Genomic DNA, 12,920 nt, shown 5'->3' on the forward strand with positions numbered 1-12,920 from the left:
TGAACCCGGATCAGACCTCCAACCTGATCCCTGGTGTCGACATTCAGCGTGCCAGACCCTGTGCCCAGATAAATGGCATAAGCTTCACCGCCCGTCGACGACACAGAAATCTGCCCCACATCCGTGATCACGCCATCAAAGTTGTCGAACCGCACGCCATAGGCGTTGGCCTCTGAACCGCCAGACGCGGTGGCGGAAATCACACCAGTGTTCGAGAACGATCCCTGCATGTCAGATGCCCAGACACCCGCTGCGCTGGCTTCTGCACCTGAAGTCCCATTTGCAATGGCGGCCGAAGCCCTGAGAGTGCCCGAGTTGACAATATCCGCGTTGGTGACGCCGGTGGTATAGATGCCATAGGCCTGAGCGTCTGTGGCACCGGTTGCCGAGGCCGAGATCATGTTGGTGTTTACGACACTGCCATCCACACCATTGCGCAGGTTGAGACCACGTGCGTCCGCTTCTTCCGTGTCAGAGAATGCGGTTGTCGAGATCACACCTGAATTGGACAGTTCCCCGTCAAACCCGCTGGTGGTGTAAATACCATAGGCTGTCGCGTAGGCGCTGGTTCCGCCATCAGAGCTTACCGTAATTGAGCCGCTGTTTGACACGTTGCCGGTCAAGCCACTGCTGACATAAACGCCATAAGCTTCGGCTGAGCTGGTGTTGTCGATCGCGTCCACGGAAATGGAGCCTGAATTCGTCAGATTACCTGTCAGACCGCCTGAGATGTAGATGCCCGCCACGGTCGCTTCCGAGTACCCGTCTCCGAATGCCGAGATCGACCCGGTATTCGTGATGTTGCCGGTCATGCCGTTTCGCACGTACAGACCATAGGCTTCTGCCTCTTCCGTCTGGTCGGTGGCAACAGCGGTGATCGAACCTGAGTTCTGGAAATCACCCGTGAAGCCGCTCGAGATGTAGAAGCCGGCGACAGTTGCAGAGGAATAGCCATCCCCACGCGCAGATACGGACCCGGTGTTGGTGATGTTGCCGGTCATGCCGCTGCTGACGTACAGACCATAAGCATAGGCTTCGTCGGTTTGGTCGGTGCCCACAACAGAAATCGAACCGGAGTTCTGGAAATCACCTGTCAAACCGCCAGTAATGTAGAAACCTGCAGCCGTAACGGAAGAGTATCCGTCACCGCGCACGTCAACAGTACCAGAATTGACGATGTTGCCTGTTACACCGTTTCTGACATACAGGCCAATGGCCTCGACTTCACCATCAACCTCGGCGCCGGCGCGAACTGTGATCGTTCCGGTGTTGATGAAATTGCCATCCAAACCGTCGCGAATTTCGAACGCTGTGGCATCCGCATAAGAAGCCGCACTGGCTGCTACGCTGATACTGCCCGAGTTGAGGATGCTACCTGCCATATGGCCGTCTACATAAAAGCCAAGGGCACTTGCATCATCTGCGCTCGATGCCGCCAGGACACTGATCGAACCTGAATTGACAAAATCGCCGGTCAAATCACCTTCGATATACATCGAAGCGGCATCAACCTGGTTGGTCGTGTCATTGGAATTGGCTGTGACGCTGATGTTCCCTGAGGTTGCGATGCCACCCACCGCGTTCCCATCAACATAAAGGCCAGCCGCCTCCACAGCAGTGCTTCGAGAAGGTGGACGAGGGGGGCCAACCGGTGCAGGTGACGTGGTCATTTTCGTCGCGCTGACGTTAATGTTACCCGTATTAACGAATTGCCCGTTAAGATCGCCGTCGATTTCCAGGCCACGTGCTTCAACCGTATCTTCGGCAATTGCTGTCGCAGAAATGGTCCCGTTGTTGACCACATCGCTGGACACGGAATCGTCCGAGTAAAAGCCAGCCACAGTTGCATCGCTGTCTGTAGAGTTGGCGTACACGGCGATCGTACCGGTGTTTTGAAACACCCCTGTCACACCGTCGTCAACGTAGATTCCATAGGCGTAGGCAGACGACTCCTTCGCAAAACCTTGTACCGTGATCGTGCCGCTGTTTTGCACAGCGCCGTCCAGCTCGCCAGAAACATAGAGGCCATAGGCTTCGGCCGTATCGGTTTCATCGGTAGCAACGGCTGTGATCGAACCGGAATTGGTAAAGTCGCCAACAAGGTCGCCGCTGATGTAAAAGCCACCCACTGTAGCCGACGAATACCCCTCACCCCGGACATTGACAGTGCCTGAGTTGACGAGGTTGCCTGTCATGCCACTGCTGACATACAGACCGTAGGCTTCGGCCTCGCTGTCAGTTGTGCTACGCGCCTCAACGGCGATTGTTCCGGTATTGGTGAAATTGCCGTTCAGGCCGCCGCTGATGTAGTACCCAGCCGCGGTCACAGAGGAAGCAACCACTGCCTGTACATTCACAGTGCCCGAATTCACAATGTCACCGGTCACGCCGCTGCGGACATAAACGCCATAGGCCTCGGCATCATCAGTGGCAGCAAACGCTGCAACGTTGATTGTGCCTGAGTTGTTGACGTTACCGGTCAACCCGCCCCTGACGTAAAAACCGGAAGCTGTCGCACTCGCGCTACCGGCGCTTGTTGACCTTGCGGTGGCGCTGACTGTTCCGGAGTTTGTCAGGTTCCCGGTCATTCCATTTTGAACATAGAGCCCTGCGGCATCAGCAAAAGAAGACCCCGCTGTCGCGTTTGCTGTCAAAGTTCCACTATTGGTGAAGTTACCGGTCAGACCGCCCTCAATATGATACGCCCAGGCTGTTGCCGAGGTGTAGGCATTCGCATCGACGATCACGGATCCCGAGTTGTTCACGTTCCCGGTCATCAACCCTTGCACTCTGACTCCGATCGCGTCAGCCGAGGTTCCGTTCTGCGTCGCGGTGGCTTGCAGCGTGCCCGAGTTGTTCAGGTTTCCGTTCAGTTGACCCTGAACCTGGATCGCAAGGGCCGAAATTTGCGTACCATCTTCAGCAATTGCCCTAACGGTTCCGCTGTTTACAATGCTCGTGTTAACATCGGCATTGAACCTGAGACCAGTCGCCGCCGCTTGGGTCGAGGACAGAGCACTTGCTCTGGTCGCGATCGTACCTGAGTTCAGTACCGACGCTGTCGCCGCAACAGTGCCGATAAAGTCGATCCCCGCTGCCGAAGCCGTGCCCCCTGTCGTAGAAGCCGAGCTTACACTGATTGTGCCAGCGTTATGGACGGTTCCGGCGACGGTTCCACCCAGGATCACACCTGCGCCAAACACGTTGCTGGAAGCACCAACATCAATTGCAATTGTGTTGTTGTTAACGATCTGTCCGGCTTGTTCCAGATTCCCAGCGACAAGAAGCCCGATACCCGGAGTGCTGGTTGGGGCAGGTCCGCTGATGGCGCCATTGTTCGTAAAAGTGCTGGAGTAACTGGGTGCAGCAACAACAACGCTGGGTCCACTACCGGTTGTATAATTCACTGCCCCTGATGGAGTGATCGTGTGATTTATGTCGCCTGCCAGAACAGCTTGTGTGTTTTGGGGTGCCGAAATGACATCAGCGGCTGCGATACCCACTGAAATTGCAGCCACAGACACCGATGCAAGGAACACCGACGGAGCAATACTTGCGACCTGCCCTTTAAATTTAACAACACGACCACCACGCGCCACACAGCATTGTGTGCGCTTCGTTGCGCTTCCACTCATATTCCGAAGACCCCCTACGGACTTTTGTTTTGGTTTTTCAAAATTGCTAGCTATCGGTGAATTTGGGCGCAAATGTGAATTTTAGAAAAAAACACCAAATATTGTGTCATATTGCGAAAAAAGCACAGCATATATCAACTTGATACTAAGCACTTTCCTTTGTTTCAAAGGATAGACTGCGCTCATGGAATGTTTTACGAAAAGTCGGATTGTTTGGTGCCGCAGGCACCATAGTTTCAAAAATTCAAAACTCGTGATGGGTGAGGCGAATGGTCAAACAGCAACAGATATCGATACAGGACGCTTTTACCCAGGGCATGGCGCATTACGAAAACGGTCGCCTGAAACAAGCCGCTGCTTTGCTGTCTCAGATCATCCAGGCCGCTCCGCAATATGCCCCGGCGCATCATGTTTTGGGTCTGATCGCGTTTCAGACCGGACAATCGGAACCGGCGGTAAATGCTGTGGCCCAAGCTGTACGGCTACAACCTGAGAATGCAGTGTTTCTGACAAATTTCACGGAAATTTTGCGCAGCGCCGGTCAGTTGGACCAGGCTCGTGAAGCCGGTGAGCGTGCCGTTCGTCTGGCACCCGGCCATGCGGCCGCCCATTCCAATCTGGGGCTGGTCTACTACGATCAAAAAGACCTGAACATGGCACAGGCCGCGCAGGAGCGCGCCTTGGCCCTCGCGCCGGATTTCGATCGTGCACTCAACAACCTGGGCAGCATCGCACGTGACAACGCGGACCGCGACCTTGCTGTGAAGTTCTATCAAAAAGCGCTGCGCATCAATCCGGCGTCGTCTGAGACAGCCAACAATCTCATCTCGGTTCTGATCGAAGCAGAAAGAGTGGACGAAGCCCGCCGGGTTGCTGAAACACATCTGGAACGCGCGCCAAAAGACGCCGAGTTGCATCGAAATTTCGGCCGGATTTTCTTACTGCAAAATGACCTGGACAAGGCAGAGAACGCTTGCCGCAACGCCATTGCCCTCAACCCGAAGAAGGCCGAAAGCTATGTTGGGTTGTCACAAGTATTGTTTGAAAAAAACCATCCCAAGCTGGCCGCTGTTGAAGCCGAACAAGCCTTGCGTCTGGACCCTGAAAGTGCCGCGGCGTGCCATCAGACCGCCATTGTAAAAGCCCATCTGGGCGACGTTGAAACGGCGAAAACCCTTTATCAAAAAGCGATGGAGCTGAAACCGGATCTGGCCGCAAGTCGTCTTGCACTGGGGCATCTTGCACTTGAACAGGGTGATTTTGACGCGGCCCGCACGCATTTTGAAATTGCGGCTGCGTCATCCGACGACGCGCTCAGCGCGCAAATCGCCTTGGCCCGGCTGGGTAAAGTCACCGAAGACAGCCCGGTTTTTCAAGCGCTTGAGGCCGAGTTGCCGAATGCGCCCTCCATGTTGCCTCAAAAGGCGACGGCATTTCACTATGCTCTAGGCGATTGCTACGAAAAACTCAAACGCTATGATGAGGCGTTTGCACAGTTTGACGCCGGTGCCCGGCTCAAACGGGCGATGGTGTCCTACGATCCAGCGGAAACCGACCGGTTGACCGACGATCTGATTTCCACCTTCGACGCAGATATGTTAGCGCGACTGCGTGAGGCGTCCGTGTCCAGTAGCAAGCCTATTTTTGTTCTGGGTATGCCTCGCTCGGGCACGACACTGACAGAATCCATTCTAGACGCGCATCCAAAGATCACCGGCGCCGGGGAACTCAACGATTTGCAGAACCTGTTCGGACGGCTTGAGAACGGGCAGTCCAATGTTCCTCAAGCTATCCGATCGATGTCAGGCGAAATTTTGACGCGGCGTGCCGAAGATTATCTGGATGTCCTGTCTGATCACGCTGAAGGCGAAACACGCGTTGTCGACAAGATGCCCGCGAATTTTCAACTGCTTGGGCTGATCCATGGTCTGATGCCAAATGCGCGGATCATCCATATCTCGCGCGATCCGCTTGATATCTGCCTGTCCTGCTACACCCGTCTGTTCGAACGCAGCCAGTTGCACAGCTATGATCAAGTTGAATTGGGCCAGTACTTCAATAACTATGTTCGGCTTATGAACCACTGGCATTCCACGTTACCAACTGGCGCGTTCCACAGCATACGGTACGAAGAGCTGGTGGATAACATCGAAGCCGTGGCCCGCGGTATGATCGACTATTGCGGGTTGGAATGGGACCCTGCCTGCCTTGAATTTCACTCTGGCCAACGCCGCGTCAGAACTGCCAGTGTCCAACAGGTCCGCCAGCCACTGTACAAGTCTTCGAAGGAAAAGTGGCGCAGGTTCGAAAAGCACTTGGGGCCCTTGATTGAGACGATCGGCGAAAACCGTATCACTTTCTGAAAACGGGATATCAGCTTTCGGATAAACGCCCTATGACAAGCGAGATTTCGGCAGCCGTCCCTTAATTTGACGGCTTCAAATACGCCACATCAGCATCTGTTGCAGTTTTCACATTTTGAGTATGTCTAAGTGAAATAACGCCTACTTTATTTGAAGTTGATTTTTGCATTCGGCAGATTGACCCGAAAATCATGGGTCCCGCAATGCGCCTCAAACAACTGAAGTACTTCCTGGCTGCCGTTGAGGCCGGTGGAATAACACGCGCGGCAGAGTTAGAGAACGTCTCACAGCCCGCTCTGAGCAAGCAGATCAAGTTGCTGGAACAGACGATTGGTGCACCGCTGTTGGTCCGGGGGCGGGCAAACAGTTTCGGCCTGACGGGCATGAACCCAAAGGAAATGTTGATGGTGTTCGCCCAATACGGAGTTCGAAAGACTTCGATGGAAGACATCGCCCAAGCCGCCGGTGTGTCCCGGCAATACATCTACAAGCGTTTTGGTTCCAAAGATGGCGCCTTTGAATGGGTGTTGACCTCTTTCATCGAAAACATCGTCGACGGCGCGCTTGGCGTACTTAAGGGCGCGCGCAAGTCCGAAGCCAAAGAGACGGTGCGCGCGTTCTTTGAGCATTGGTCAGGGGAAGTCGTTCCGATTATTGGCAATACGCCGCACGGAGCAGAGATACTCGAAACGGGAAAACGCCATGCCAAAGCATCTGGAACAGATTGGGAAGGCGATTTGATGCTGAAACTTGCAGCCTTCTTACTCGAGGTTGATTTGTCGGACTCGATGAATCTCGCGGTCGAGCAAGCCCACGCGCTGAACATGGCTTCAAAAGGCATCATGTTGAATACTCAAACCCGAAAGGAATTTAGCACAGAGATGAACCGCGTTGTTCAGGTTCTATTTCGCAATTGACCAATTGCGTCGCTGGATCGGCAAGGGAATACCTGAGTGAAAGCTGGCCGGGAGGGCTCATAGGTTGAATCCATGCCGCCCGGTTGTTGGCAGCGGTGATCCGGTCTCGGACACATTGCAACTTATCCATCATCACAAATCGGGGTTTGCTGAACGGCGAAACCAATCGATTCAGAAAGCGCCGGGCCCCCTTGTTGGACGAGGATATCAAGGGCATCCTTATTCGCAGCCGCTGGGCCAAGTAAAACAGGTCGTTGCTGCGCTGAAACAGGGCAGCTGGCCTGTGGGTTGGATCTTGCATGTTGGACCAGTGCGGGGGCCATCCCACAAAGCTTCTGCATGCGTTCCCGTCCCACGCTGGGACCTCTCGCGAATGTCTGCCTCACTAAGTGTTCAAGTGAAAAGCGGCCGCCCAAGCGAGTGGCAGTTTTCCTCCCCCCTACCCTTCCCGGTCCAACTTGAGCCTATAGCGTGTGTACCGGAGTTCACCCGTTCGGATCAAAGCGCCTTTTTCTACCAGATCCTTCAGATCCCGGGTTGCAGTGGCGCGCGACGTTCCGGTGATCGAGATATAGTTCTCGGCGCTCAACCCCCCTTTGAATCCCTCGGGCCCAGCCTTGAACAAACGGGCGATTACCTTGCTTTGACGGGCGTTGAACTGATCACGATACCGGTCGTAGAAATGCGTCTTTGCAATAAAGAAGCCGACCCGCCCAAGCGTCACCTGCTGTGCTGTAAGAACGGTCTCGGCGAACCAAACGAGCCAAGGTGTGATGTCCAGCGTCTTTTGATGTTGTTCGAGTTGGTCGTAGTAAACTTTGCGCTCTCGTTCGATCGTGAAGGCAAGGGCAATCAGGCTGGGCTGACCAATGTTTTGCGCCAGGGACTTTTCAGCCAGCGCCCTGCCCAACCGGCCATTGCCGTCTTCAAAGGGGTGAATGCTCTCGAAATACAGATGGCTCAATCCGGCCCGGATCAGGGCGCGCAACGGTTCGGAACCATCCGGTGCGGTCCGGTTGAACCAGGTGACGAACTGGTCCATTTCAGCCGGAACCTGATGTGAAGATGGTGCTTCGAAATGCACCGTCGGGCGGTCGAGCCTGCCTGATACGATTTGCATAGCATCCTCATGGCTCCGGTATGATCCAATCGTTTCCAGTTGCCGGTCGTGGGACAAAAGCATGTCGTGCCACCGATACAGGGTGTTGTGTGACAATGGTTCCGAATAGGTGGAATACACATCCACCATCATTTCAGAAACGCCTTGCTCGCGCGGTTTGGATGGATAGCTGTCGGGGGCCAGCCCAAGATGCCGACGCAAGGAAGATTGCACGCTGAGTCGATCCAGCATTTCACCTTCGATCGCGCTGGTCTTCATCGCTTCTTCGCTGAGCAGGTCGATCCGCAATTGATCTCGATCCGATGCGTTCACATGATGAACCGCCCCAAGAACTTCCCCTGAAGACAACAGGAACTGCTGCTCGTACGGTTCAAGGCTTGCGGCATCGTAACGAAAAGTCGGCCAGTCAGGGTTCTGCCAGTTCCACATCGTGAGGTATAAGGATCCAATCTATAACTCATCAATTATGATTTTTTGATCCATAGACGTCAATCCTATAGCTCACCCCTTCCCGAACCGTTCAATCCATCATTGATTAGAAGGGTAAGCTGACCTTAGCTCCATTTTCTCTTTCAGGTCACAATAGGAAACCGTCTGTCGCGGATCTCCAAAGCGGTTTTACCCGCTTTGACAAACGCCGAATGGCTTGACTACAGTCCGCAAAGTACAAACGACCACGACCCCGGAAGATTTGCTGATGGACACGCGCCCACGTTACGAAGCTTTGACGGTGGAAACGCTGGCGGACCGCTTGGCGAGCCTTCCGGCTTTGGCCGAAAGGGTCGGTCACGACCCTGCGACGTGGCAGATTGAGGAGGTCGGCGATGGCAACCTCAACCTCGTCTTCATTGTCAGCGGCCCACAGGGGACAGTCATCGTCAAACAGGCTTTGCCCTACGTGCGGCTGGTCGGGGATAGCTGGCCCCTGCCGCTCTCGCGCGCCTTTTTTGAATACCACGCGCTGACGCGGCAGGCGGACCGTGCCCCCGGGGCCGTGCCCGAGGTTTATCACTTCGACGAAACCCAGGCACTGATCGTGATGGAGTATCTCGCACCTCACGTGATCTTGCGCCAAAAGCTGATCGCAGGAGAGCGGGTCGCGGGCTTGTCGCAGTTTCTCGGCACTTTCTGCGCGCGCACGGCTTTTCGCGGCTCGGAGCTGTGCATGAAAAGTCCCGACAAGAAGGCCGATGTGGCACTTTTTGCCGGTAACGTGGATGTGCCCGCGATCACCGAGGCGCTGGTTTTTACGGACCCTTATTTCGAGGCTGAAATGAATAGCCATACACCGGGGCTCGAGCCGGTGATCGCGAAGCTGCGGGGCGATGTTGCGCTGAAGACCCGCGCCCAACTGGCGCTGCAACGCTTCATGTCGAACACCGAAACCAAGCTGCACGGTGACCTCCATACCGGTTCGATTATGTCAACCGACAGCGAAAGCCGCGTCATCGACCCCGAATTTGTGCAATATGGACCGATGGGATTCGACATTGGGATGCTGTGCGCGAACTTCCTGATGGCTTATTTCAGCCAGCCCGCCCATCGCGCTGACAATCTGGAGGACTACCAGAAGTGGATCCTGAGTGTGATCTCTGACCTATGTGAGACTTTCGATGCAGAGTTTCGCACCCTTTGGGCCACCGAGCGGACAGGGACTCTGTTTCCCGCTGCGCTCTTTGAGGATCAGGGACACGCCAGCGACGCGGCCTGCGACGCGGTGCTTGCCGGCATTTGGCGCGACGCCTGGACGGCTTGCGGGATCGAAATGCACCGCCGCTGCCTGTCGCTGGCCCACAACGCCGATTTCGAAGAGATCGAAGACGTGGCCCTGCGCGCAAAGCTGGAGGCGCGCAATCTGATGATGGGGGCGGACCTCATTCACCGGGCAGAGCTGTTTGAAAGCGCCGCAGACGTTGTCGCGCTGGCGCAAGACTTCAACCGAAAGGACATTCTATGAAGATCGACGGGACACACTATCGCTCGCTGTGGTGGAATGCCGAAGAAGACGTGCTCGAGATCATCGACCAGCGCTGGTTGCCGCATGACTTTCGCATCTGCCAATGCCGGACGATGCAAGACTTTGCCGATGCGATCTTTCAGATGCGGGTGCGGGGTGCCCCGCTGATCGGTGCAACGGCGGCCTACGGTATGGCGCTGGCGATGGCGCAGGACCCCTCGGACACGAACATGGACGCGGCGTGGAGCTTTCTTGAAAAGACGCGTCCCACCGCGATCAACCTGCGTTGGGCACTGGACCGGTGCCGGTCGGCACTGCGTCCTTTGGCGAACGGGGACCGGGCCGCGGCAGCGTTGACGCTTGCACATGAGATCGCGGACGAGGATGTAGAGATTAACCGGCGCATCGGTGAGAACGGCCTTGCCCTGATCCGCGAGATTGCGGCGAAGAAACCGGCGGGTGAGCCGGTGCGGCTGCTCACCCATTGCAACGCGGGTTGGCTCGCGACTGTTGATTGGGGCACGGCCACCAGCCCGATGTACCACGCCTATGATGCGGGTATCCCCATTCATGTCTGGGTCGACGAAACCCGGCCTCGCAATCAGGGGGCGCTGACGGCGTGGGAGTTGGGCCATCACGGTGTGCCGCATACCTATGTCACCGACAATGCGGGCGGGCATCTGATGCAGCATGGCTTGGTCGACATGGTGATCACTGGCACGGATCGGACCACGCGGCGCGGCGATGTCTGCAACAAGATCGGCACCTATCTCAAGGCCCTGGCTGCCGCAGATAACGGTGTGCCGTTCTATGTCGCCCTGCCGTCACCCACCATCGACTGGACCGTCAGCGACGGCGTTGCCGAGATCCCGATCGAGGAACGGGCGGAAGAGGAAATCACCCACATTCTGGGCCGCGATGCTGACGGCGCTATCGCTTCGGTCAAGGTCACGCCCGACGGTACGCAGGGTGGCAACCCGGCCTTTGATGTGACACCCAACCGGTTGGTGACCGGACTGATTACCGAGCGCGGTGTCGCCGAAGCGTCAGAAGCCGGTCTGGCCGGGCTTTTCCCAGATAGTGCACAGGCGGCAGAATAAATGGCCGTGGCGGTCGCGACCTCTGCGCCCATGGCCCGCACAGCCCTGCTGGAGGGCATGGCATGACCCCGGCAGACCCGCTGCCCGACACGACAGCGACGCGGCAGGCACTGATTGATGCCTGCCTCTGGATGAACGCGCGGTGCCTAAACCAAGGGACATCGGGAAATGTTTCTGCTCGGGTGAAGACGGGTGTGCTGATCACCCCCTCTGGCGTTCCGTATGAAGAGTTAACTCCTGATGCGATGGTCGTCATCCCGTTCGAAGGACCGCCGGACGCGACAGGGCCGAAGCCCTCGTCAGAATGGCCGTTCCATCAAAGGCTGCATCAGGTGCGCCCCGATATGCCCGTCGTGCTGCATGCTCATCCGCCTTACTGCAGCGTCCTCGCGGCTCAGCGCCGGTCTATCCCTGCCTGTCACTATATGATCGCAGCGTTTGGTGGCGCGGATGTCCCGTTGGTCGACTACGCGCTCTTCGGCAGTCAGGCCCTTTGCGACAACATGGCCGTGGCGATGTCCGACCGGCATGGATGCCTGATGGCCAACCATGGGGCAACAGTTCTGGGTGAAACCATTGCCAAGGCACAGTGGCGGCTTGAGGAGTTGGAGACCTTGGCGCGCACATATCTTTTCAGCAGCATTGGTGGGGCACCGCATATCCTGAGCCCGGCAGAGATGGCCGAAGTCCTCGTGGCATTCGAAAGCTATGGGCCACGGCCAGCCAAGATGATTTGAGGAGAAAGACATGGAATACCGAACGCTGGGCCGGACGGGGTTGAAGATTTCCGTTATCACCATGGGCACGTTCACCTTTGGTGGACAGGGGGCCTTTGGTCGAACGGCCAGTCAGGGTGTCGAAGACGCGCGGCGGCTTGTGGACGTCTGCGTGGATCACGGGGTGAACATGTTCGACACGGCGAACATGTACTCGACCGGACTGTCCGAGGAGATTTTGGGAGAGGTGCTCGCCGACCGGTCGGGCGACCTGTTGGTGACCTCGAAAGCGCGGATGCCAATCGGGGGAGGGCCAAACGATGAGGGCGTATCCCGCTGGCACTTGATCCGGGAATGCGAACGCTCTCTGAAACGGCTGCGGCGCGATCACATCGACCTCTACTACATCCACGAATGGGACGGAACGACGCCGGTCGAAGAAAAGATGGCGGCGCTGGACACACTCGTTCAGCAGGGCAAGGTGCGCTATGTCGGGTGCTCAAACTATTCCGGCTGGCATGTGATGAAGTCGCTTGCCGCAGCGCCCAGCCATGCCAGTCGTTTTGTGGCGCAACAAATCCACTACACCCTGGAAGCACGCGAGGCCGAGTATGAGCTGCTCCCCTTGTCTGTGGATCAGGGCCTGGGGGTGCAGGTCTGGTCGCCCCTGGCTGCAGGGCTTCTTTCTGGCAAGCACCGGCGCGAGGGCGGGTTCGCCGAAGACTCGCGTCAGGCAGCTGGCTGGAACGAGCCGCCGATCCGCGACATCGAGCGGCTCTGGCGGATCGTCGACGTGCTTGTCGAAGTCGGCGACGCGCATGGGGTGGAAGCGGCTCAGGTCGCGCTGGCATGGTTGCTCACGCGGCCCGCAGTGGCGTCACTTGTGGTTGGCGGGCGCACGGCGGAGCAGTTCGAGCGGAACTTTCGAGCAGTGGATCTGAAGTTGTCGGCGGACGAATTGCAGCGGCTGAACGATGTCAGCCGACTGCTGTTGGTTTATCCCTACTGGCACCAGCACAACTTTGCGCGCCCGCGGTTCAGTGACGCGGATCAGGCGCTGCATGCCGATTATCCGAACCGGCACTATGGTGGCGAGGACAGCCTGGTTTGAG

At 56.8% G+C, this 12,920-nt stretch carries 8 protein-coding genes; 6 read left to right on the forward strand and 2 right to left on the reverse strand.

The window, feature by feature from the left end:
• Positions 1-3,539, reverse strand: a 3,539-nt coding sequence (locus AC2FNU_RS13645) for a beta strand repeat-containing protein (RefSeq protein WP_496789229.1), incomplete at its 3' end; no start/stop codon positions are given.
• Between the two features lie 365 nt (positions 3,540-3,904).
• On the opposite strand from AC2FNU_RS13645, the gene AC2FNU_RS13650 reads away from it, so the two are divergent.
• Positions 3,905-5,998 carry a tetratricopeptide repeat-containing sulfotransferase family protein gene (locus tag AC2FNU_RS13650; RefSeq protein WP_496789234.1) on the forward strand — a complete coding sequence of 698 codons (2,094 nt, stop codon included), beginning with the start codon at positions 3,905-3,907 and terminating at the stop codon, positions 5,996-5,998.
• Positions 5,999-6,201: 203 nt separating this feature from the next.
• On the forward strand, positions 6,202-6,915 hold the full coding sequence (locus AC2FNU_RS13655) for a TetR/AcrR family transcriptional regulator (RefSeq protein WP_496789237.1): 714 nt from the start codon (positions 6,202-6,204) through the stop codon (positions 6,913-6,915).
• A gap of 439 nt (positions 6,916-7,354) precedes the next feature.
• Here the strand turns inward: AC2FNU_RS13655 and AC2FNU_RS13660 are convergent, their stop codons facing one another.
• Positions 7,355-8,464, reverse strand: coding sequence for a Fic family protein (locus AC2FNU_RS13660; protein WP_496789239.1), 1,110 nt, complete (start codon positions 8,462-8,464; stop codon positions 7,355-7,357).
• 217 nt (positions 8,465-8,681) lie between these two features.
• On the opposite strand from AC2FNU_RS13660, the gene mtnK reads away from it, so the two are divergent.
• The 4 genes from mtnK (at position 8,682) to AC2FNU_RS13680 (ending at position 12,919) form a co-directional block, all read left to right on the forward strand.
• Positions 8,682-9,992, forward strand: coding sequence for an S-methyl-5-thioribose kinase (mtnK, locus tag AC2FNU_RS13665; protein WP_496789242.1), 1,311 nt, complete (start codon positions 8,682-8,684; stop codon positions 9,990-9,992).
• Positions 9,989-11,092: an S-methyl-5-thioribose-1-phosphate isomerase gene (gene mtnA / locus AC2FNU_RS13670; RefSeq protein WP_496789247.1), complete on the forward strand. Its 1,104-nt coding sequence runs from the start codon at positions 9,989-9,991 to the stop codon at positions 11,090-11,092. The genes mtnK and mtnA overlap by 4 nt, the downstream gene beginning before the upstream one ends.
• Before the next feature lie 62 nt (positions 11,093-11,154).
• Positions 11,155-11,829 carry a class II aldolase/adducin family protein gene (locus tag AC2FNU_RS13675; RefSeq protein WP_496789252.1) on the forward strand — a complete coding sequence of 225 codons (675 nt, stop codon included), beginning with the start codon at positions 11,155-11,157 and terminating at the stop codon, positions 11,827-11,829.
• Positions 11,830-11,839: 10 nt separating this feature from the next.
• Positions 11,840-12,919, forward strand: a complete 1,080-nt coding sequence (locus tag AC2FNU_RS13680; RefSeq protein WP_496789255.1) for an aldo/keto reductase — start codon at positions 11,840-11,842, stop codon at positions 12,917-12,919.
• The last annotated feature ends 1 nt before the right edge of the window (position 12,920 follow it).

It is taken from the genome of Ruegeria sp. BHSB064, assembly GCF_059613205.1.

What these genes read in the sequence shown, in the direction of transcription:
- AC2FNU_RS13650 (WP_496789234.1), top strand. Translation starts at nt 3,905, where the DNA reads ATGGTCAAACAGCAACAGATATCGATACAGGACGCTTTTACCCAGGGC.
- AC2FNU_RS13655 (WP_496789237.1), top strand. Translation starts at nt 6,202, where the DNA reads ATGCGCCTCAAACAACTGAAGTACTTCCTGGCTGCCGTTGAGGCCGGT.
- AC2FNU_RS13660 (WP_496789239.1), bottom strand. Translation starts at nt 8,464, where the DNA reads ATGTGGAACTGGCAGAACCCTGACTGGCCGACTTTTCGTTACGATGCC.
- mtnA (WP_496789247.1), top strand. Translation starts at nt 9,989, where the DNA reads ATGAAGATCGACGGGACACACTATCGCTCGCTGTGGTGGAATGCCGAA.
- AC2FNU_RS13675 (WP_496789252.1), top strand. Translation starts at nt 11,155, where the DNA reads ATGACCCCGGCAGACCCGCTGCCCGACACGACAGCGACGCGGCAGGCA.
- AC2FNU_RS13680 (WP_496789255.1), top strand. Translation starts at nt 11,840, where the DNA reads ATGGAATACCGAACGCTGGGCCGGACGGGGTTGAAGATTTCCGTTATC.